This window comes from Herbiconiux sp. VKM Ac-2851, from assembly GCF_013205105.1.
In the GTDB taxonomy this organism is placed as follows: Bacteria; Actinomycetota; Actinomycetes; order Actinomycetales; family Microbacteriaceae; genus Herbiconiux; species Herbiconiux flava.
Genome location: NZ_JABMLJ010000001.1, coordinates 918,384 through 939,595 on the forward strand (window position 1 = coordinate 918,384; position 21,212 = coordinate 939,595).

Genomic DNA, 21,212 nt, shown 5'->3' on the forward strand with positions numbered 1-21,212 from the left:
GAAGGAGACCTGTGGTGACGATCACACGCGAACCGATCCGACTGGCCATCGTCGACGACCACCGGATGCTCCTCGGCGCCCTGACCGAGTGGATCCGTGGCGCCGCCGACGACATCTCCATGGTCGCGGCCGTGACCACCTGGCCCGACCTCCTCACCCACCCGGAGTTCCCGGTCGACGTCGTGCTGCTCGACCTCGACCTGAAGGACAACCTGCCGGTCTCGGTGAAGCTGCGCGCGCTGAAGTCGGCCGGCGTGAAGACCGTGCTGATGAGCACCTACTCCGAGCCCGTCGTGGTGCGCGAGGCCATCGCGGCCGGCGCCCTCGGCTACCTGGTGAAGAGCGAGGAGGCCGACATGATCGTCGAGGCCATCCGCGCCGCCTCGGCCGGCGACAGCTTCATCTCCACCGAGCTCGACCTCGCCCTGGCGGCCGACGACCTCGACTCCTCACCGCGCCTCTCGGCCCAGGAACGCCGCGTGATGGCGCTGTACGGCGGCGGCGAGCCCGTGAAGCAGGTCGCGAAGGCGCTCGACATCTCGGAGGAGACGGCGAAGTCCTACCTCAAGCGCATCCGCGAGAAGTACCGCCTCGTGGGCATCGACGTCGGCACCAAGGTGGCGCTGCGGAAGCGCGCGATCCAGGACGGGCTGCTGCCCCGCGACGAGTACCTCGGCAACCAGAGCGCCGAGGACTTCGAGGACGACGTGCTGCCGAGCTAGGCGTGCTGCCGAGCTAGGCGTGCTGCCCAGCTAGCTGCGGCGCTCGAGCGCCGCTTCGAGACGCTCGACCTTGCCGGTCAGCTCTCCCGAGTGCCCGGGCCGGATGTCGGCCTTCAGCACGAGCGAGACCCGCGAGCCGTAGGCGCCGACGGCCTCGGTCGCCCGCTTGACGACGTCGAACACCTCGTCCCACTCGCCCTCGATCGTCGTGAACATCGAGTCGGTCGAGTTCGGCAGTCCGGATGCCCGCACCACCTCGACCGCGGCGGCGACGGCGTCGTGCACGCTCGCCCCGTCGCCCTCACCCGCGGGGAAGGCCCCGCCCGACGGTGCCACCGAAAACGCCACGAGCATGCTGATCCGCCTTTCCCGATCCGCGTCTACTCTGCCACAGCATCGCCACGGCGATCACGAGCATCGTGATGCTCAGCAGGTTGCGCAGGGTGAGCACCCCGAGCATCACCGGGTCGAGCCCGAGGATGGCGTCGTAGGCGACCGGGTAGATCACCTGGGTCAGCCCGGCCATCACGAACGCGAGCACGGCCGGCCAGAAGAACCGCCGACCCTGCGTCACGACGCCCAGGATGATCGGGGCCGACAGCCACACCATGAACTGCGGCGAGCCCACCTTGTTGAACACGATCAGGGCCATCACGAGCGCGAGAGCGAGGGGCGGCAGCACGTGCGTCGCAGGAGCGCCCTTCCGCACCACGTACACGGCGAACAGCAGCACCGCGGCGACCGCGACCACGAGCAGCGGGGTCATCAGCATGGCGGCGACGTCGCTGCCCGGACCGGTCACCTGGAAGGTGAGGATCTCCATGTCGTAGTAGACCTCGGAGCTGCCGCCCGCGTAGGCCGACCAGAGCCAGAACACGGAAGCCGGGGCCTCGACCTGCATGCCCCGGCCGGTCTGCTCGGAGACGAAGCTGAAGGCGTTCAGGCCGGCGCCGAGCGCGAGGGCGACGGCCAGCACCGCGACGAGGGTGACGGCTGCGGCGACGGCCGTGCGCATCCGTCGACGCAGTGTGATGACGACGGCGGCGATCATCGCCGCGGGCCAGACCTTCACCCAGGTGGCGATCGCGAGCAGCACACCCGCGAGCACCGGACGGTTGCGGGCGACGAGCAGCCCCGCGATCACGATGTCGACGGTGACGATGTCGATGCGCCCGACCGCGACGGGCCCGAGCAGCAGCAGGAAGAGCAGCCACCACCACGCGGCGGCGAGGCGCAGCCGCTCCCCTGTCTCGAGCGGGCGCGGGGCCGCACCGTGGCCGTTCCGGCGGCGGGTGACGAGGTAGGCGAAGATCGCCGCGTTCGCGATGCCGACCACGATCATCCAGCCGATGCCGTAGAGGCCGGGGCCGAGCGCCATCGCCGCGAGCATCGGCACGAAGGCGAGGATCGGGTAGACCCACGGGCCGTCGATGCCGAGCCGGTAGCCGTCGAGCGACTGCTCCACCCAGCCCTTGTAGACGCTGGTGACGTCGCCGAAGGGCTGGTTCGGGTGCGTGAGACCGTCGTAGCCGAGCCAGACGTGGAGGGCGAGGAAGGCCGCCCAGAGCACGAGGGGGTTGGCCGCGAGGCGGTGGAGGCGTGTCAGCACGAGGGTCATCCTAGGGTGTGCCCCGTGAGTGGCCCGTGTGCGCGGGCCGTGTGCGTGGGCCGTGCGGCCGGGCCGGGAACCGCGGCCCAGGGCGCGCACCGGTGGTTCTCAGCCCGCAACCACCTTTCCTTGGTTCACTGGAGTCACTCCCACCGAACCGGAAGTCCTTCGTGAACAGATCCGCCAAGACCGCCGTCGCCCTGATGGCCTCGGTCGCCGCCATCGGCGCCGTCGCCCTGGTCGCCGTGCCGATCCTCGCGCGCAGCATGACGCTCGATCAGAGCGCCACGGTGCAGGCCGTCATGCCGACCGTCTTCGGCACCCCCGACGACCAGCTCGACGGTGCGGACGAGTCGACGAGCTTCTCGATCGACCGCTCCTCCTCCATCGGCTACCGCATGGAGAGCTCCTCGGGAGACGACCTCGTCTCGGCCGAGACCGACGAGATCTCGGGCGTCATCGCCCGCACCGGCGACACCATCACCACGGCCGAGTTCATGGTCGACCTCGCGACGCTCGCGGGCGACGGCGGGCCGCGCAATGCGGTGCTGAGCGCCCTGCTCGCGGCGACCGGCGGCAACTCGACGGCCTCGTTCGTGCTCTCCGACCCGGTGGCCCTGCCCGAGGCGGGCGGCGATCCGGTCGAGACGACGATCACGGGCACGCTCACGGTGCGCGGCATCAGTCATGAGGTGCAGGCGCAGGCCGAGATCGGCTTCGACGGCGAGTCGGGAACGCTCACCGGCAGCATCCCGATCGCGCTCTCCGACTACGGCTTCTCGAGCACCGCGCTGGCCGTGGTGGGCGCCTCCGACACGGCGCACATCGACATCGACCTGGTGGCGGCGCCCGCGAACTGACGGGGGCCGGTGCTGGTGCTCGTCGCTAACTGCCGGCTGATCGCTGCTCGCTGCTCGCTGCTCGCCTCAGTTCGCGACGCCGCTGACCAGGCGGGCGATCACCCGGGGCACGGCCTCGGCGATGTCGAGGGCCGCGATGGGTCCGCGATCGGATGCGCGCTCCGCCGCCCAGGCGTGCACGAACGCTCCCGTGGCCGCCAGGGCGACCAGCAGCTCGGGGTCGGCGAGCACCTCGTCCGAGTGCGTCGCGACGAGGGATCCGACGATCCCCCCCAGCACGTCTCCGCTGCCCGCGGTGGCCGCCCAGCTCGACGGCGCCTGCACCCGCGCTCCGACCCGCGGGCCGGCGCCGGCGAGCGGCGCGCAGACGTGGGTCGTGCGCCCCTTGAGCAGCACGACGTGCCCGGTGGCGTCGGCCGCGCGGGCGGCCCAGCGCTCGGGGTCGGCGCTGACGGTGGCGCGGTCGACCTCGGTGCCGACCTTCTTCAGCAGCGTGACCAGCTCGCCCGCGTGCGGGGTGAGCACGGCCGGTGCATCGAGGCGGTCGACGAGGTCGAGGGCGCCGGCGTCGACGACGAGCGGCACCCCGTCGGCGATCGCGTGCTCGAGGGCGGCGGTCGTCTCCTCGTCCCGCTTGTCGAAGCTCTGGCCGGAGCCGATCAGCCACGCCTGCACCCGGCCCGGGGCCGTCACGATCTCGGGCCGGCGCCGCAGCACCAGGTCGGCGGCGCGGGCCGCACCGAGGTAGCGCACCATGCCGACGCCGGTGCGCACCGCGGCGTCGACACCGAGCACCGCGGCGCCGGGGAACTCGTCGCTGCCGGTGACCACGCCGAGCACTCCCCGGCTGTACTTGTCGTCGTCGGGGCCGGGCACCGCGATGCTCTCGGAGGCGGCGAGCTCGGTCCAGTCGCGCCACTGCACGGGGGCGTCGTCGCGGGCATCCGTCGCATCGGCGCGGGCATCGCGCGGGGCGTCGTCACGGTCGTCGGGAATAGCGGCGGGGTCGGACATGGTTCCACGATACGTGCCCCAGACCGCTCTGTTCCGTCCGTTCACCCTGCGCTCCGTCACCGCCCGCAACCGGGTCTGGGTGGCGCCCATGTGCCAGTACTCGGTGGAGGCGCGCGACGGCGTGCCCACCGACTGGCACCTGATGCACCTCGGCCAGTTCGCGGCCGGCGGCGCGGGTCTCGTGATGACCGAGGCCACCGCGGTCGTGCCGGAGGGCCGGATCAGCCCCCAGGACCTCGGCCTCTGGAACGACGGGCAGCGCGACGCCCTCGCCCGCATCGCGGCCTTCATCCGCGCCCAGGGGGCGGTTCCCGCGATCCAGCTCGCCCACGCCGGCCGCAAGGCCTCGACCTTCCGCCCGTGGGACGCCCGGCGCGGCACGGTGCCCGCCGAGGAGGGCGGCTGGCCGACCGTCGCGCCGTCCGCGATCGCGTTCGGCGACTACGCCGAGCCCCGCGCACTCGACGCCGCCGAGCTGCCCGCACTGGTCACCGCCTTCGGCGACGCGGCCCGCCGCGCCCGGGAGGCCGGCTTCGAGGTGTTCGAGGTGCACGCCGCCCACGGCTACCTGCTGCACCAGTTCCTCTCCCCCCTCTCCAACACGCGCACCGACGCCTACGGCGGCTCGCTGGAGAACCGGGCGCGTCTCGTGCTCGAGGTCGTGCGCGCCGTGCGGGCCGCCGTCGGCGAGGATCTGGTGGTGTTCGTGCGGTTCTCCGCGACCGACTGGGCCGAGGGCGGCTGGAACGAGGAGGACACCGCGATCGTCTCGGGGTGGGTGCGCGACGCCGGCGGCGACCTGGTCGACGTGTCCAGCGGCGGGAACGTGCGGCATCAGAGCATCCCGGTCGGCCCGCTCTACCAGGTGCCGCTCGCCGAGGCCGTCAAGGACGGGTCGGGCGTGCCGGTGTCGGCCGTCGGTCTGATCACGACCCCGCAGCAGGCCGAGGACGTGGTGGCGTCAGGGCGCGCCGACGCCGTGATGCTCGCGCGCGAGCTGCTGCGCGACCCGCACTTCGCCCTGCGCGCCGCCGAGGAGCTCGGCGAGGACATCGACTACTGGGCGCCGCAGTACGTGCGGGCGCGCCCGACCCACTAGCCGGCTGACCCGCCAGCCGGCTGACCCGCCAGCCGGCTGACCCGCCGCCGCGGCAGGAGATCTAGCGCACGCGCCGGGTGGCGTCGTGCACCTCGCCGACCAGCTCCTCGATGATGTCCTCGAGGAAGAGCACGCCCGTCGTCAGGCCCGACTCGGTGAACGAGCGGGCGAGGTGGGCGCCCGACTTGCGCATGCTCGCCAGGGCGTCCTCCAGCTCGGTCTTCTCGAACAGGGAGGGCAGCTGGCGAACGCGCTTGGCGGGGATCGGGTCGTCGAACTCGTCGTCATCGAGGTCGATCACGTCCTTGAGATGCACGTAGCCCGCGGGCATCCCCTCGTCATCCAGCAGCACGTAGCGCGAGAAGCCGTACTTCGCCACGGCCCGCTCGACGTCGGCGGGGGTCGCATCGGGCGGCAGGCTGACCAGCGAGTCGAGGGGGACGGCCACGTCGGCGACCGTCTTGGCCGTGAACTCGAACGCCGCGGTGAGCGTGCCGGCCGTGTCGGAGAGCACGCCCTCCTTCTGCGACTGGGCGACGATCGTCGACACCTCGTCGAGGGTGAACGCGCTGGCCGCCTCGCTCTTCGGCTCGACCCGGAACAGTCGGAGCACTCCGTTGGCGGTGGCGTTCAGGGCGACGATGGCGAACTTCAGCACCCGGGCGATCGCGACGAGCGGCGTCGCGAGGAGGAGCACCGCGCGGTCGGGCACCGAGAACGAGATGTTCTTCGGCACCATCTCCCCCAGCACGACGTGCAGGAACGACACGAGCACGAGCGTGATGACGAAGGCGACCGCGCCGCTGGCCTCCTCGGGCAGCCCCACGAGGTGCAACGGGCCCTCGAGCAGATGATGGATGGCGGGCTCGGAGACGTTGAGGATGAGCAGCGAGCACACCGTGATGCCGAGCTGCGTGGTGGCGAGCATGAGCGTCGCGTGCTCCATCGCCCACAGCGCCGTCTTCGCGCTCGCCTTGCCCTGCTCGGCCAGCGGCTCGATCTGCGAGCGGCGGGCGGAGATGACGGCGAACTCCGCCGCGACGAAGAAGGCGTTGCCGGCCAGCAGCACGATCAGCCAGACGATCCCGAGCCAGTCAGCCACGGGGCACCTCCTGGTTCTGATGCGTGGGGTTCTCGGGGGCGGGGTTCTCCGGGGCGATGCCGTCGGGCGCCTGCCGCCCGGGGCTGCCGGGCTCGGCGGGCGAGGGCACGAAGCGCAGCCGGTCGATGCGACGGCCGTCGAGCCGCTCGACCCGCAGCGCGCCGTCGGGCAGGGCGACCGTGTCGCCCACCACGGGCATCCGGCCGAGCGCGCTCATCACGAAGCCGGCGACGGTCTCGTACGGGCCGTCCTCGGGCACAGCGATTCCGGCCTGGTCGGCCAGTTCGTCGGGCCGCAGCATGCCGGGGAAGGTGGTGCCCGCCCGCGTGCGCACGACGCCGGCGCGGGAGCGGTCGTGCTCGTCGACGAGCTCGCCCACCAGCTCCTCCACGAGGTCCTCGAGCGTGACGACCCCGGCCGTGCCGCCGTACTCGTCGATCACGACGGCCATCTGGTAGCCCTGCCCGCGGAGCTCCCCGAGCAGCAGGTCGAGGGTCATCGTCTCGGGCACGCGCACCGTCTCGGTCATGATCGCCACGGCGGGCACGTCACCGCGCCGGTCGCGCGGAATGGAGACCGCCTGCTTCACGTGCACCAGCCCGACGATGTCGTCGATGTCGTCGTCGACGACCGGGAAGCGCGAGTGGCCGGTGGTGCGGGCGAGCTCGAGCACGGCCCACGCCGACTCGTCGCGCTTGACGCTCACGATGCGCGGCCGCGGTGTCATCACGTCCGAGGCGTCGTGGGAGGAGAACAGGAGCGTGCGGTTCAGCAGCGTGGCCGTGTCGACGTCGAGGCTGCCCTGCACCGCGGAGCGGCGGACGAGCGAGGAGAGCTCCTCGGCGGTGCGCGCGCCCGACAGCTCCTCCTTCGGCTCGATGCCGATCAGCCGCAGCAGCGCGTTCGCACTGTTGTTCAGCAGGGCCACCGCCGGGCGGAACACCATCGTGAAGGCGAGCTGGAACGGCACCACGATTCGCGCCGTCTTCAGCGGCAGCGCCAGCGCGAAGTTCTTCGGCACGAGCTCGCCGACGATCATCGAGAGCAGCGTGGCGAACAGGATGCCCACGGTGGCGCTGATGGCGGGCACGACGCCCTCGGGGATGCCGATCCCGGTGAGCGGGGCCTCGAGCAGGCTCGAGACGGCGGGCTCCATCGTGTAGCCCGTGAGCAGCGTGGTCAGGGTGATGCCGAGCTGCGCGCTGGAGAGGTGCGTCGAGGTGTGCCGGAGCGCGGTGATGGCCGGCTGGAGGCCCTTCTCACCGCGGGCGGAGCGCGCCTCGAGATCGGAGCGGTCGAGGTTGACGAGCGAGAACTCGCTGGCCACGAAGAACCCCGTGCCGACCGTGAGCAGCAGCCCGACACCGAGCAAGATCCATTCGAGAGCCATTGTCTCCCTGACTCTACAGCCGCCCGAACGGCACCGGGAAAGGTTTAGGGTTGAAGGTGCACGTGTCCGCGCGTGAACACGCAGCGAAGCAGACACCGGCACGTGCCATCACGAGGCAACGGGAAGTGGGCGATCGGCTTTGGCTAGCCAATTGACGGGTACGAATACAGACGAGGGCGCGTCGGGCGAGTTCGGCGCGAACGAATGGCTCGTCGACGAGCTGTACGAGCAGTACCTCGCCGACAAGGACTCGGTCGACAAGTCGTGGTGGCCGGTGCTCGAGAGCTACCGCTCGCACCAGCAGGCGAAGTCGGGCGCAGCCGCGCCGGCGGCCGACCAGGGCGCCGCCCCGGCCGAGACCACCGCGCCCGTGCCGCAGACCGAGTCGGCCCAGGTCGCCGAGGCCTCCGGTGCCCGCGCCGCGACCCAGCCGGTCGCGAAGACCACCAGCATCGAGGCGAAGCCGCAGCCCATCCCGGCGGAGGCGCCCTCGACCCGCAAGAGCACAGCCGAGGAGGCCGCCGACCAGGCGGCCGCCGACGCCGAGAAGGACGTCGTCAGCCCGCTCCGCGGCATGGCCAAGTCCCTCGCCACGAACATGGACGCCAGCCTCACGGTGCCCACCGCCACGAGCGTCCGCTCGATCCCGGCCAAGCTGCTGATCGACAACCGCATCGTGATCAACAACCACCTGCGCCGCGCCCGCGGCGGCAAGGTCTCCTTCACCCACCTCATCGGCTGGGCGCTCGTGCAGGCGCTGAAGGAGTTCCCGAGCCAGAACGTCTACTACGACGAGGTCGACGGCAAGCCCTCGGTCGTCGCCCCCGCCCACGTGGGCCTCGGCATCGCGATCGACATCCCGAAGCCCGACGGCACCCGAGCCCTCCTGGTGCCCGGCATCAAGCGCGCCGACACGATGTCGTTCAACGAGTTCCTCGCCGCCTACGAAGACCTCGTGCGCCGCGCCCGCGGCAACAAGCTCACCGCCACCGACTTCCAGGGCACCACGATCTCGCTGACGAACCCGGGCGGCATCGGCACGGTGCACTCGGTGCCGCGCCTGATGAAGGGGCAGGGTGCGATCATCGGCGCCGGCGCCCTCGAGTACCCGGCCGAGTTCCAGGGCGCCTCGCCTCGCGTGCTCTCCGACCTCGGCATCGGCAAGATCATCACGCTCACCAGCACCTACGACCACCGCGTCATCCAGGGCGCCGGCTCCGGCGAGTTCCTGAAGAAGGTGCACGAGCTCCTCCTCGGGGAGCGCGGCTTCTACGAGAACATCTTCGCCGAGCTGCGCATCCCCTACGAGCCCATCCACTGGGCCGCCGACATCTCCGTCGACGAGGCCAGCGCCATCGACAAGACGGCCCGCGTGCAGGAGCTGATCAACGCCTACCGCGTGCGCGGCCACCTGATGGCCGACATCGACCCGCTGGAGTACCGCCAGCGCACGCACCCCGACCTCGACATCGCGACCCACGGGCTGACCTTCTGGGACCTCGACCGCGAGTTCGTCACCGGCGAGTTCGGGCTGACCCGCCAGGCCTACCTGCGCGACATCCTCGGCGTGCTGCGCGACTCCTACTGCCGCAAGATCGGCATCGAGTACATGCACATCCAGGACCCGGCGCAGCGTCGGTGGATCCAGGAGAAGATCGAGCGCCCCTACGCCAAGCCGGGCCACGACGAGCAGATGCGCATCCTGGAGAAGCTGAACGAGGCCGAGGCCTTCGAGACGTTCCTGCAGACCAAGTACGTCGGCCAGAAGCGCTTCTCGCTCGAGGGCGGCGAGTCCACCATCGCGCTGCTCGACGCGATCATCCAGGGCGCCGCCGAGGAGGGCCTCGACGAGGTCGCCATCGGCATGGCGCACCGCGGCCGCCTGAACGTGCTGACGAACATCGCCGGCAAGACCTACGGCCAGATCTTCCGCGAGTTCGAGGGCACGCAGGACCCGCGCACCGTGCAGGGCTCGGGCGACGTGAAGTACCACCTCGGCACCGAGGGCACCTTCACCGCCTCCGACGGCAAGGAGATCCCGGTCTACCTCGCCGCCAACCCCTCGCACCTGGAGGCCGCCGACGGCGTGCTCGAGGGCATCGTGCGCGCCAAGCAGGACCGGAAGCCGATCGGCACGTTCTCGACGCTGCCGATCCTGATCCACGGCGACGCCGCCCTCGCGGGCCAGGGCGTCGTGGTCGAGACGCTGCAGATGTCGCAGCTGCGGGGCTACCGCACCGGCGGCACCATCCACGTGAACATCAACAATCAGGTCGGCTTCACCACCCCGCCCAGCGAGTCGCGCAGCTCGGTGTACTCCACCGACGTGGCGAAGACGATCCAGGCACCGATCTTCCACGTGAACGGCGACGACCCGGAGTCGGTCGTGCGGGTGGCGCAGCTCGCCTTCGAGTACCGCCAGAAGTTCCACCGCGACGTCTTCATCGACCTGATCTGCTACCGCCGCCGCGGGCACAACGAGGGCGACGACCCCTCGATGACCCAGCCGCTGATGTACAACCTGATCGAGGCCAAGCGCTCGGTGCGGAAGCTCTACACCGAGGCCCTCGTCGGCCGCGGCGACATCACCGAAGAGGAGTACGAGGCCGCGCACCGCGATTTCCAGGACCGCCTCGAGCGCGCCTTCGCCGAGACGCACGCGGCGCAGACCGCGTCGATCCCGGTGATCACGGCCGACACCCAGGCGGTCTCCGACCTGGAGCGCCCCGAGGCGCAGCGCGACGACAGCACGACGGCCCCGTTCGAGACGGCCGTCTCGCTCGACGCGCTGCACTCCATCGGCGACGCCTTCGACAACAAGCCCGCCGGCTTCACCGTGCACCCGAAGCTGCAGCAGCTGCTCACCAAGCGCGTCGACATGAGCCGGAACGGCGGCATCGACTGGGCCTTCGGCGAACTGCTGGCGCTCGGCTCCCTGCTGAACGAGGGCACCCCCGTGCGCCTCGCGGGTCAGGATGCGCGTCGCGGCACCTTCGTGCAGCGCCACGCCGTGCTGCACGACCGGGAGAACGGCCAGGAGTGGCTGCCGCTGGCGAACCTCAGCGACAAGCAGGCCCGGTTCTGGATCTACGACTCGCTGCTCAGCGAGTACGCGGCCATGGGCTTCGAGTACGGCTACTCGGTCGAGCGCCCCGACGCGCTCGTGCTCTGGGAGGCCCAGTTCGGCGACTTCGCCAACGGCGCCCAGATCATCATCGACGAGTTCATCTCCTCGGCCGAGCAGAAGTGGGGCCAGCGCTCGTCGCTGGTGCTCCTGCTGCCGCACGGCTACGAGGGCCAGGGCCCCGACCACTCCTCCGCCCGCATCGAGCGGTACCTGCAGATGTGCGCCGAGGACAACATGACGGTCGCCCGCCCCTCGACCCCCGCGTCGTACTTCCACCTGCTGCGCCGCCAGGCGTACGCCCGGCCCCGGAAGCCCCTGATCGTCTTCACCCCGAAGGCGATGCTGCGCCTGCGCGGAGCGACGAGCTCGGTCGAGGACCTGACGACGGGTCGCTTCCAGCCGGTGATCGACGACGGCCGCATCACCGACAAGGGCGCCGTCACCAAGGTGCTGCTGCACTCGGGCAAGATCCACTACGACCTCGCCAGCGAGCTGCAGAAGAACCCGAACGAGGCCATCGCCCTGGTTCGGCTCGAGCAGTACTACCCGCTGCCGATCGAGGAGATCACGGCCACGCTCGCCGGCTACCCGAACGCCGAGCTGGTCTGGGTGCAGGACGAGCCCCAGAACCAGGGCGCCTGGCCGTTCATCCTGACCGAGCTGGCCCGTCACCTCGAGGGCCGCACCGTCTCGGTGGTGTCGCGCCCGGCTGCGGCCTCCCCCGCCGCCGGCAGCGCCAAGCGCCACGCCACGGAGCAGGCGGCACTGATCGCCCGCGCACTGAGCTAGGTCGAGCAACGAGGAGGGGCCCCACCGGCAGTTGCCGAGCGGGGCCCTTCTCAGTAATCGGGTGCGACAGCTAGTGCGTCTGGACGGCGCGGAGGCGGGCCAGCAGCTGGTCGCGCAGCTCCTCGGGAGCGGTCTCCTTGCAGGCCCGCTGCACCGTCTGGGTCAGCACCACGCCGATGTGCAGCTCCGACTGACAGCCCTCGCAGGTCTCCAGGTGGTCGCGGATGTCCTTCGCGTCGGTCGTGCAGATCTCGTTGCGCAGATACTCCTCGAGCTCGGCGCGGGCCTTGTCGCAGCCGCAGTCACTCATTTCTTGCTCCCTTTGGCAGTGGCGGTGGCGACCTCGAGGCCGCGCGACCGCGCGTAATCGGTCAGTAGTCCGCGAAGCAGCCGCCGGCCTCGATGCAGGCGGCTCATCACGGTTCCTACGGGGGTCTTCATGATGTCGGCGATCTCCTGGTAGGAGAATCCCTCGACGTCGGCCAGGTACACGGCCAGGCGGAAGTCCTCGGGGATCGACTGCAGCGCCTCCTTGACGTCGCTGTCGGGCAGGTGGTCGATCGCTTCGGCCTCGGCCGAGCGGCTCGACATGCTCGCGGTCACCGACTCGGCGGTGCCCAGCTGCCAGTCCTCCATCTCACTGGTGGAGCCCTGGTAGGGGTCGCGCTGCTTCTTGCGGTAGGTGTTGATGAAGGTGTTCGTCAGGATGCGGTACAGCCACGCCTTGAGGTTCGTGCCCTGCTCGAACTGCCCGAACGCGGCGTAGGCCTTGACGAAGGTCTCCTGCACGAGGTCTTGGGCGTCGCTCGGGTTGCGCGTCATGCGCAGCGCAGCGCCGTAGAGCTGATCGAGGAACGGGATGGCCTGCTCTTCGAAAAGGGCGCGCGGATCAGGGGTGGTATCACTCATCACCGGCCAGTCTACGACCGGGCGGTCCAACACGGCGGTCGCGGTCAAATCGCTCCTCCAGAGGGCTCTGCTGCACCGGCAGCGGATGCTGCGGGCGACTATTCTGATAACCGATGCCTGTCCAGAGATATTCCGCTCCGCAGTTCAACCCCTACGGCGACGACTCCCCGCAGGCGGTCGACGAGCACTGGCCCGCGCCGCGCGCGAGCGGCCCCGTCTCGGCCGTGCTCTCGCTGCCCGGCTCGAAGTCGCTGACCAATCGCGAGCTCGTGCTCTCGGCCCTGGCCGACGGCCCGTCGCGGCTGCGTTCCCCCCTGCACTCCCGTGACAGCTCCCTGATGACGGATGCTCTGCGAGCCCTCGGCACCACCATCGTCGAGACACCGGGCGACGGCGCCTTCGGCCCCGACCTCCTCGTCACGCCCGCCGCAGAGCTCGTCGGCAGCACCACGATCGACTGCGGACTCGCCGGAACCGTCATGCGCTTCCTGCCGCCGGTCGCCGCCCTGGCACTCGGCCCCGTCACCTTCGACGGCGACGAGGGCGCCCGCCGTCGCCCGATGTCCACCACGATCAGCTCGCTCCGGGCGCTCGGCGCCGACATCGCCGACGACGGCCGTGCGGCCCTCCCCTTCACCCTGCACGGCTCCGGCCGCATCGAGGGCGGGCCCCTCACCATCGACGCGTCCGCCTCGAGCCAGTTCGTCAGCGGGCTGCTGCTCGCGGCCGCCCGCTTCGAGAACGGTCTCGAGCTGCAGCACGAGGGCTCCCGGCTGCCGAGCCAGCCGCACATCGACATGACCGTCGCCGCCCTGGTGCGTCGCGGCGTCGACGCCGAGTCCGAGGAGGGCGGCCGGTGGCGCGTCGCCCCCGGCCCGATCGCCGGTATCGAGATCGACATCGAGCCCGACCTGTCGAACGCCGCACCGTTCCTCGCCGCCGCGCTCGTCACGGGCGGCAGCGTCACGATCACCGGCTGGCCGGAGTCGACCACGCAGGTCGGGGCCGACCTGGAGCAGCTGCTGCCGCTGTTCGGCGCCACCGTCGTGCGCGAGGGAGACCGGCTGACGGTGACCGGGGGCTCGAGCATCCGGGGCGTGTCGATCGACCTGTCGACCGGGGGCGAGCTGGCGCCGCCGCTGGTGGCCCTCGCCGCGCTGGCCGACGAGCCCAGCCGCATCACGGGGATCGGCCACATCCGGCACCACGAGACCGACCGCCTGGCCGCGCTCGCGACCGAGATCAACAACCTCGGCGGCGATGTGACGGAGCTGGAGGACGGCCTCGAGATCACGCCGAGGCCGCTGCACGGCGGGCTCTGGTCGAGCTACGAAGACCACCGGATGGCCACGGCCGGTGCCCTGATCGGCCTCGCCGTCGACGGCGTGCTCGTCGACGACATCGCGACCACCGCCAAGACGCTGCCGCAGTTCCCCGAGCTCTGGGCGTCGATGCTCGGGGGCACCTCTCCCGAGCAGCCGGCTGTGGGGCGCGGATGAGCTGGTGGGACTCGGCCGACGACGATGACGACGAGGGCGACTTCGACGAGTCGACCGTGCGCATCCGCCCGAACCCGAAGGGCAACCGCCCGCGCACGAAGCAGCGCCCCGACCACAAGGACGCGGTCACCGGCCGCATCATGACCGTCGATCGTGGGCGCTTCGCCGTGCTGATCGGCGAGGACACCCCCGAGGAGCACGAGATCACCGCCTCGCGGGCTCGGGAGCTCGGCCGCACGCCCATCGTCACGGGAGACCGCGTCGACCTGGTGGGCGACGTCAGCGGTGAGCCGGGCAGCCTGGCACGGGTCGTCCGGGTGCAGGAGCGCTCGACGCTGCTCCGCCGGAGCGCCGACGACTCCGACGCCGTGGAACGGGTGATCGTCGCCAACGCCGACCAGATGCTGATCGTGGTGGCCGCCGCGAACCCCGAACCTCGGGCGCGACTGATCGACCGCTACCTGGTGGCGGCGTTCGACGCCGGCATCACCCCCATCCTCTGCATCACCAAGACCGACCTCGCCGACCCGAGCGAACTGCTGTCCGAGTTCGCCTGCCTCGACATCCGGGTGATCACGCTGTCGCGCGACGAGGTGCCGCTCGAGGAGCTGACCGATCTGCTGGTCGGCCACACCACGGTGACCGTCGGCCACTCGGGAGTCGGCAAGTCGACGCTGGTGAACGAGCTGGTGCCGGGTGCCGACCGCGCGACGGGCGTCGTCAACACCGTCACCGGGCGCGGCCGGCACACCTCGTCGTCGACGCTGTGCCTGCGCCTTCGCGCCGCCGACGGTCGCACGGGCTGGATCATCGACACCCCGGGTGTGCGCTCCTTCGGTCTCGGTCACGTCGATCCGGCGAACATCCTGCGGTCGTTCGCGCAGACCGCGCGGGTGCCCGAGGGCGAGCCGCCCGGGGGCATCCCCCTGACGGAGGCGCACGACTGGGAGATCGTCGACCGGGTCGAGGCCGGCGAGCTCGGTGAGAGCGGGCGGGCGCGGCTCGAGTCGCTGCAGAAGCTGCTTCAGACGACCGCCTGAGCGCGGCTCGGGGCCGACGGCATCGCTTGCCCACGCCGCGCGGACCGCCGGCTGAGCACGGCGCGCCCGCTAGCCTGGTCGCGTGAGCTCCGCGACCCCCCGCCCCGAGTCCCTGACCGACCTCTCCGACGACCTCGCCCTCGCCCTGGCGCTGGCCGATGCCGCCGACGCGCTGTCGCAGCAGCGCTTCCGCGCGCACGACCTGCACGTCACGACGAAGCCCGACCGCACGCCGGTGACGGATGCCGATCAGGCCGTCGAGCGGTCGATCCGCGACGGGCTCGCGAACGCGCGCCCGGGCGATGCGGTCCTCGGCGAAGAGTACGGGGAGACGGCGGGCGAGCCCGACCCCGACGAGACGGCCGACGAGGGAGGGGCGCCGGGCGCCGCCGATGCCGGACGGAGCGGTCGCGCATCCGGAGCCCACCCCCACCGCCAGTGGATCGTCGACCCCATCGACGGCACCGCGAACTTCCTGCGCGGGGTGCCCGTGTGGGCCACGCTGATCGCGCTCGCGATCGACGGCGTGCCCGTCGTGGGTGTGGTCTCGGCGCCCGCACTCGGCCGCCGCTGGTGGGCCGCCACGGGCCTCGGCGCCTTCACGACCGACCGGCTGGATGCCCGGGGCGACGGGCCCCGGGCGATCCGCACCTCGGGCATCTCCTCGCTCGAGGACGCGTCGCTCAGCTACAACAGCCTCAAGGGCTGGGACGAAGAGGGCCGGCTCGACGAGCTCGTCGCCCTCTCGCGCTCGGTCTGGCGCACGCGGGCCTACGGCGAGATGTGGTCGTACATGATGGTGGCCGAGGGCCAGCTCGAGCTGGCGGCGGAGTTCGACCTCAAGCCGTACGACATGGCGGCGCTCGCCCCGATCGTCGAGGAGGCGGGCGGGCGGTTCACCTCCGTGGACGGTGTGGACGGGCCGTGGAGCGGCAGCGCCCTCGCGAGCAACGGAGTGCTGCACGACGCCGCTCTGGCGCTGGTCGGGCGACCCCTCCGGGCGTGACCCTCGCGGAGCGGGCGTGACGCTCGAGGAGCGCGCCCCCGAAATGGGCACACTCGGGCCATAATGGTGACGCGGGGGCCTGCACAGCCGTTTCCCAGGTGCTGTAGCCGGGGGCGGTGCCTCGGCGTTCCATCCCTACCTCGGAGGCCTCCATGGCGATTTCCCCGTCCAGACTCTCTCTCGCCGCTGCCGCGCTGCTCATCGCCGGCCTGTCCCTCACGGGCTGCACCGCGCTGTTCCCGAGCTCGGCCCCGCCGGCGACCGACTCCTCCACGGGCGAGGAGATCGAGCAGACCGACACCGACGTCTTCGCCCTGAGCGTCGGCCAGTGCCTGAACGACACCGACGGCACCGAGGTCAGCGAGGTTCCGCTGGTCGACTGCGCCGACGAGCACGACTTCGAGGTCTACTCCGACTTCGAGCTCACCGGCGACGAGTTCCCCGGCACCGACGAGATCAACACCCAGGCCGATGCGGAGTGCCTGACCGCCTTCGAGAGCTTCGTGGGCATCTCCTACGACGACTCGGCGCTCGGCTACACCTACTTCACCCCCACCGAGGGCTCCTGGACCGACGGCGACGACCGCCTGGTCTCGTGCCTCATCGGCGACCCGAACGGCAAGGTCTCGGGCACGCTGAAGGGCGCGGCCAAGTAGCCGCGGTCCGCAGCACAAGGATCTGCGGGGCATGACGGCGCGGGCTCTCGTCGGCATCTCCGGCTGGCGCTACCCGCGCTGGCGCGGGGACTACTACCCGACGGGGCTCGCGCAGCGCCGGGAGCTGTCCTACGTCGCCGAGCGGATGGACAGCGTCGAGCTGAACGGCTCGTTCTACTCTCTCCAGCGACCGGAGAGCCACCGCCGCTGGCGGTCGGAGGTGCCGCCCGGCTTCGTCTTCGCCGTGAAGGGCGGCCGCTTCATCACGCACATGAAGCGGCTCGCCGGGGTCGAGACGGCCCTGGCGAACTTCTTCGCCTCGGGGGTGCTCGCCCTCGGCCCGCAGCTCGGCCCGGTGCTCTGGCAGCTGCCGGAGCGCCAGGAGTTCGACGAGGCGCTGCTCGAGCGGTTCTTCGACCTCCTCCCCCGCAGCACCTCCCAGGCGCTGACACTCGCCCGCGGGCACGACGAGCGGCTGGAGGGACGGGCGCACCTCGAGATCGAGGGCGACACCCCGCTCCGGCACAGCCTCGAGGTGCGGCACGGGTCGTTCCTCGGCGACCGGCCGGCCGCGCTGCTGCGGGCGCACGGTATCGGCCTGGTGATCGCCGACACGGCCGGACGCTGGGTGGAGCCGCAGGCGATCACCTCGAGCCTCGTCTACGTGCGGCTGCACGGCTCGCGCGAGCTGTACACCAGCGGCTACACCGACGAGGAGCTCGACGACTGGGCCCGGCGCATCGGCCGCTGGCTCGACGGCACCGGCACCCCCGACGGCGATCCCCGTGACGTGGTGGTGTACTTCGACAACGACGCCGCCGGCCACGCGCCCTTCGACGCCGAACGCCTGCGGGAGCGGGTGCAGGCGCTGCCCGGCGGTCGGCCGTAGGCCGCGCGCCCACTGCCGGGCGGTCGGTCGTAGGCTGGTGGGGATGCGACTCCTCCTGATCAGACACGGCCAGACCATCGACAACGTCAAGGGCGAGATCGGCACGGTCGTGCCCGGCCCCGGGCTCACGGAGCTCGGCCGGCAGCAGGCCGCTGCCGTACCTGCCGCCCTCGTCTCCGAGTCGATCGACGCGATCGCAGTCTCGACGATGCGCCGCACCCAGGAGACCGCCGCCCCGCTCGCCGCGGCACTCGGCCTGGACCCCGTCGTACTCGAGGGCCTCCAGGAGATCTCCGCCGGCGACCTCGAGGGCCGGGGCGACCGCGAGTCCGTCACGACCTACATGCGCACGCTGCTGTCGTGGTGGACCGACATCGAGGCCCGCATCCCCGGCGGCGAGAACGGCGCCGAGTTCGTGGAGCGCTACTCGGCGGCCGTCGCCGAGCTGTGGGCCGCGCATCCGGAGGGCACCGTCGCGGTGTTCAGCCACGGCGCCGCCATCCGCACCTGGGCGGCCTGGTTCTCCGAGAACATCGACGAGTCGACGACCCTCGCGCTCGAGCTGCACAACACCGCGGTGGTCGTGCTGGAGGGCTCCCCCGAGGGCGGCTGGGTCTGCGTCGAGTGGGCGGGCGAACCGCTCGGCGGCGCGGCGCTCGACGACCCGGCGGCCCCCGACCCCACGGGCGAAGCCCCGCTCTAGCGCAGGCGCCGGCGCAGGAACCGGCCGGCTAGTACGGGACCGGCAGCGACAGCGTGGTCGACGGGTACCCGGGCGCCATCGCGGTCAGCGTCGCGGTGGGGAACGGTTCGACCCCGGGGCTGGCGCTGGACACGATGAAGTACAGCATCCCGGCGTTGCTGCCCGGATTCACGGTGCCCTCGTAGCGGAAGGTGTACGAGGTGGGGGTGATGCCGCCCGAGGCGTAGTTCCAGCCGGAGCCGCCGAAGCCCTGCCAGGTCCAGCCCTGGCCCGAGGTCGGGATGTACACGGTGAGCTCGGTGGGCGCGAGGGAGTACGGGCCCTCGTTCTTGAAGTAGACCTGGTAGAAGGTTCCCCCGCCGCCGTCCCTGGTGGGTCCGGCGAAGGTCGAACTCAGCGAGGGCTCCCCGGTGCTGGCGGCGGCGAGCGGGGTCGCCACGGCGGCGACGACGACGGGGGCGGCCCAGGCGGCGCCGACGAGCGTTCGGCGCGTGAGGGTGCGAGGTTCGGGTTCAGGCATACCAGAACGCTACGCGCCGGAGCACGCCCGGATGCGGACATGTCCGGAAGAGGTCACGGCCAGAGGTCACCCCGAGAGAGGGGCAACAGCGTACGACAACGGCGCTGGTGGAGATGGGGGGAATTGAACCCCCGTCCACTACTGTGATTCCGCGCCTTCTACGGGCGTAGCCTGTGCAGGCGTTCTGCTCGGCCCCGACCTTTGCCACAGGCATCTAGGTCGACGGGCCCAGTCACAGTGCAAGTCCCACGTGACCCTGAGACACAGTCACGCAGCAATCTCTCTAGATAATGCCGGAACCCGGGTAGAGAGCATTCCCGGACCGACAGTTGCTATTTAGCTAGGAAGGAAGACCTAGGCCGCGAGGGCGAAGGTGGCCTTCTTGGCCGCAACAGTGCTGTTTGAATTGGCACTTATGTTTTGCGGAGGGCGTTAACGAGATAACCCCGCATCCTCGACCCGCTTCTCGCAGTTTCGCAGGCAGTGTCGAAACCGATCATCCCCGCGATGGGCCGTTGTCGTACGCTGTTGAGTTTCCAAATGCACCGGATGCTCATCCGCTGCAGCCCTCTAGTATACGTCAGCGGCGGCACGGTGCGCCACCAGGGTCATGGACTAGCGTGAAGGCATGCCAGAGACCATCATCACCGTCGCCGGCACCGGCCGGCTGCGCCGCACCCCCGAACGCGCGAAGGTGCGCATCGGCATCGGCTTCGAGGGGTCCAAGCGCGACAGCGTGCTCGCCGCCACCCGCGCCGCCCACGAGTCGGTCACGGGCTCGCTCGTCACCCTGCTGCACCCCGACGGCGGCCCCGTCATCGACTGGGCCTCCGAGGACATCCGGGTCTGGGGCCAGCGCCCCTACAGCCCCGACGGCTCGCGCCTGCCCGTCGAGTTCCACAGCGCCGTGTTCGTCGACGCCGAGTTCGGCGACTTCGAAGCGCTCTCCGAGTGGATCGACGTGGTCTCGGCCGGCGACGGCATCGCGGTCGACGGCATCGAGTGGCGTCTCGCCCCCGACACCGAGGCCGTGCTGCAGCGCGAGGTGCGCCAGGCCGCGATCCAGGATGCCCTGACCAAGGCCCGCGAGTACGCCGACGCCCTGGGGCTCGGCACGGTCACGGCGCTCTCGCTGAGCGACCCCGGGCTGCTCGACGACCCCTCGGCGGGCTCCTCCGGCGGAGGCCAGCCGCGCATGCTCGCGATGGCCAAGTCCTCCGGCGGCGGAGGCATCGAGCTGCGGCCGAACGCCATCGTGATCGAGGCCTCGGTGCACGCGCGCTTCAGCGCCGCTCCCCCGGTCTCCCGATGACCGACTCCACGGCCGGCTCTCCCGCCGGCGGGTCGCGCGACGAGCTGCGCGGCCGCCACGTCGTCGTCACCGGCGGCACGGGCGGGCTCGGCTACTGGGCGAGCGAGCAGCTGGCCGCCCGGGGCGCCTCGGTCGTGATCGCGGCCCGCTCCCCCGAGAAGGGCGCGGCCGCGCTGGCCTCCCTCGCGCAGCACGTCCCCGGCGCCGACGCCCGCTTCGTGCGACTCGACCTCGCCGACCTCGCGTCGGTCGAGGCCGCCGCCCTCGAACTGGCCGGGCTCCCGCCGATCGATGCCCTGATCGCCAACGCGGGCGTGCTTTCGAGCGACGGCCGTCAGGTCACCGCCGACGGCTTCGAGTCGATGATCGGCACGAACCTCCTCGGCCACTCCGCCCTGATCGGGCGCCTGCTGCCCCGGATGCTCGAGCCCGGCCGCGCACCCGGGCAGGCTGCTCCCCGCATCGTGAGCCTCGGCTCGATCAGCCACGAGTTCTTCCGGCTCGACCTCGACGACCTGCAGAGCGAACGCGGACGGTTCCGGGAGTTCCGCACCTACGGGCGATCGAAGCTCGCCGTGATGACCTTCGCCTTCGAGCTCGACCGGCGGGTGCGCGCGGCGGGGGCCGACGTGGCGAGCCTCGTCGCGCATCCGGGGTTCGCGGTCGACGAGCTCACGCCCTCGCGCGACATCCTGCCGACGCCCAAGACGGCGGGCGCTCTCGTGCGGGCCGGCTACCGCGTCGGCGCGCAGGGCAAGGACGCCGGGGCGCTGCCGCTCGTGGCAGCCGCCGTCGATCCGCGCTCCGCGGGCGGGCAGTACTGGGGGCCGAGCGGCTGGCGCCAGCTGAAGGGCCGCCCCGCGATCGTGGCCGCGAAGCCGTACGCGCGGGACCGCGCCGTCGCCGAGCGGTTGTGGGCCGCCACGGAGGAGCTCACGGGCATCCGCTACCCGGTCTGACCAAGGG

Annotated in this window: 20 protein-coding genes and 1 other RNA gene; 12 read left to right on the plus strand and 9 right to left on the minus strand. The window is 71.4% G+C overall.

Annotated features, from left to right (window positions below):
- Positions 1–14 precede the first annotated feature (14 nt).
- Positions 15–722, plus strand: coding sequence for a response regulator (locus HQQ85_RS04265; RefSeq protein ID WP_370545204.1), 708 nt, complete (start codon positions 15–17; stop codon positions 720–722).
- Between the two features lie 30 nt (positions 723–752).
- On the opposite strand, the gene HQQ85_RS04270 is transcribed toward HQQ85_RS04265, so the two are convergent.
- Positions 753–1,076, minus strand: a complete 324-nt coding sequence (locus HQQ85_RS04270) for a thiamine-binding protein (protein WP_173181234.1) — start codon at positions 1,074–1,076, stop codon at positions 753–755.
- A complete protein-coding gene (locus HQQ85_RS04275) occupies positions 1,024–2,331 on the minus strand; it encodes a glycosyltransferase 87 family protein (RefSeq protein WP_173181235.1) in 1,308 nt (435 codons plus the stop codon). Before HQQ85_RS04275 ends, HQQ85_RS04270 begins: the two co-directional genes overlap by 53 nt.
- Before the next feature lie 170 nt (positions 2,332–2,501).
- Between HQQ85_RS04275 and HQQ85_RS04280 the strand changes: the two genes are divergently transcribed.
- The gene (locus tag HQQ85_RS04280; RefSeq protein WP_173181236.1) at positions 2,502–3,191 is read left to right on the plus strand and encodes a YceI family protein; all 690 of its coding nucleotides are present in this window, start codon (positions 2,502–2,504) and stop codon (positions 3,189–3,191) included.
- Positions 3,192–3,257: 66 nt separating this feature from the next.
- On the opposite strand, the gene HQQ85_RS04285 is transcribed toward HQQ85_RS04280, so the two are convergent.
- Entirely contained in the window at positions 3,258–4,205 is a 948-nt protein-coding gene (locus tag HQQ85_RS04285) for an ADP/ATP-dependent (S)-NAD(P)H-hydrate dehydratase (RefSeq protein ID WP_173181237.1), read from the minus strand.
- Here HQQ85_RS04285 and HQQ85_RS04290 point away from each other — a divergent pair.
- Positions 4,204–5,304, plus strand: coding sequence for an NADH:flavin oxidoreductase/NADH oxidase (locus tag HQQ85_RS04290; protein ID WP_173181238.1), 1,101 nt, complete (start codon positions 4,204–4,206; stop codon positions 5,302–5,304). The genes HQQ85_RS04285 and HQQ85_RS04290 overlap by 2 nt on opposite strands.
- Positions 5,305–5,365: 61 nt before the next feature.
- Here the strand turns inward: HQQ85_RS04290 and HQQ85_RS04295 are convergent, their stop codons facing one another.
- Positions 5,366–6,406 carry a hemolysin family protein gene (locus tag HQQ85_RS04295; RefSeq protein ID WP_173181239.1) on the minus strand — a complete coding sequence of 347 codons (1,041 nt, stop codon included), beginning with the start codon at positions 6,404–6,406 and terminating at the stop codon, positions 5,366–5,368.
- Positions 6,399–7,796, minus strand: a complete 1,398-nt coding sequence (locus tag HQQ85_RS04300; protein ID WP_173181240.1) for a hemolysin family protein — start codon at positions 7,794–7,796, stop codon at positions 6,399–6,401. Before HQQ85_RS04300 ends, HQQ85_RS04295 begins: the two co-directional genes overlap by 8 nt.
- A gap of 139 nt (positions 7,797–7,935) precedes the next feature.
- On the opposite strand from HQQ85_RS04300, the gene HQQ85_RS04305 reads away from it, so the two are divergent.
- Positions 7,936–11,712 (plus strand): multifunctional oxoglutarate decarboxylase/oxoglutarate dehydrogenase thiamine pyrophosphate-binding subunit/dihydrolipoyllysine-residue succinyltransferase subunit, encoded by a 3,777-nt coding sequence (locus HQQ85_RS04305; protein ID WP_173181241.1) that lies wholly within the window; start codon positions 7,936–7,938, stop codon positions 11,710–11,712.
- 70 nt (positions 11,713–11,782) lie between these two features.
- Here HQQ85_RS04305 and HQQ85_RS04310 read toward each other — a convergent pair whose 3' ends face one another.
- Positions 11,783–12,022 (minus strand): zf-HC2 domain-containing protein, encoded by a 240-nt coding sequence (locus tag HQQ85_RS04310; RefSeq protein ID WP_173181242.1) that lies wholly within the window; start codon positions 12,020–12,022, stop codon positions 11,783–11,785.
- Positions 12,019–12,654 (minus strand): sigma-70 family RNA polymerase sigma factor, encoded by a 636-nt coding sequence (locus tag HQQ85_RS04315; protein ID WP_370545272.1) that lies wholly within the window; start codon positions 12,652–12,654, stop codon positions 12,019–12,021. The genes HQQ85_RS04310 and HQQ85_RS04315 overlap by 4 nt, the downstream gene beginning before the upstream one ends.
- 80 nt (positions 12,655–12,734) lie before the next feature.
- On the opposite strand from HQQ85_RS04315, the gene aroA reads away from it, so the two are divergent.
- From aroA to HQQ85_RS04345, 6 genes are all read left to right on the plus strand, one after another.
- Positions 12,735–14,120: a 3-phosphoshikimate 1-carboxyvinyltransferase gene (aroA, locus tag HQQ85_RS04320; RefSeq protein WP_173181244.1), complete on the plus strand. Its 1,386-nt coding sequence runs from the start codon at positions 12,735–12,737 to the stop codon at positions 14,118–14,120.
- Entirely contained in the window at positions 14,117–15,160 is a 1,044-nt protein-coding gene (rsgA, locus tag HQQ85_RS04325; protein ID WP_173181245.1) for a ribosome small subunit-dependent GTPase A, read from the plus strand. The genes aroA and rsgA overlap by 4 nt, the downstream gene beginning before the upstream one ends.
- Before the next feature lie 82 nt (positions 15,161–15,242).
- The gene (locus HQQ85_RS04330) at positions 15,243–16,166 is read left to right on the plus strand and encodes an inositol monophosphatase (protein WP_371741756.1); all 924 of its coding nucleotides are present in this window, start codon (positions 15,243–15,245) and stop codon (positions 16,164–16,166) included.
- Between the two features lie 152 nt (positions 16,167–16,318).
- On the plus strand, positions 16,319–16,822 hold the full coding sequence (locus HQQ85_RS04335) for a septum formation family protein (RefSeq protein ID WP_173181246.1): 504 nt from the start codon (positions 16,319–16,321) through the stop codon (positions 16,820–16,822).
- Between the two features lie 31 nt (positions 16,823–16,853).
- Complete coding sequence (locus HQQ85_RS04340) at positions 16,854–17,711, plus strand: DUF72 domain-containing protein (RefSeq protein WP_173181247.1); 858 nt, start codon at positions 16,854–16,856, stop codon at positions 17,709–17,711.
- Positions 17,712–17,754: 43 nt separating this feature from the next.
- Positions 17,755–18,414 (plus strand): histidine phosphatase family protein, encoded by a 660-nt coding sequence (locus tag HQQ85_RS04345; protein WP_173181248.1) that lies wholly within the window; start codon positions 17,755–17,757, stop codon positions 18,412–18,414.
- Between the two features lie 28 nt (positions 18,415–18,442).
- Here HQQ85_RS04345 and HQQ85_RS04350 read toward each other — a convergent pair whose 3' ends face one another.
- On the minus strand, positions 18,443–18,934 hold the full coding sequence (locus HQQ85_RS04350; RefSeq protein ID WP_173181249.1) for a hypothetical protein: 492 nt from the start codon (positions 18,932–18,934) through the stop codon (positions 18,443–18,445).
- A 105-nt stretch (positions 18,935–19,039) separates the two neighbouring features.
- Positions 19,040–19,438: a transfer-messenger RNA gene (gene ssrA / locus HQQ85_RS04355) on the minus strand.
- A 124-nt stretch (positions 19,439–19,562) separates the two neighbouring features.
- Between ssrA and HQQ85_RS04360 the strand changes: the two genes are divergently transcribed.
- Both HQQ85_RS04360 and HQQ85_RS04365 read left to right on the plus strand, forming a co-directional pair.
- Entirely contained in the window at positions 19,563–20,246 is a 684-nt protein-coding gene (locus HQQ85_RS04360) for an SIMPL domain-containing protein (protein ID WP_173181250.1), read from the plus strand.
- Positions 20,243–21,205 (plus strand): SDR family NAD(P)-dependent oxidoreductase, encoded by a 963-nt coding sequence (locus HQQ85_RS04365; protein WP_173181251.1) that lies wholly within the window; start codon positions 20,243–20,245, stop codon positions 21,203–21,205. The genes HQQ85_RS04360 and HQQ85_RS04365 overlap by 4 nt, the downstream gene beginning before the upstream one ends.
- Positions 21,206–21,212: the final 7 nt, after the last annotated feature.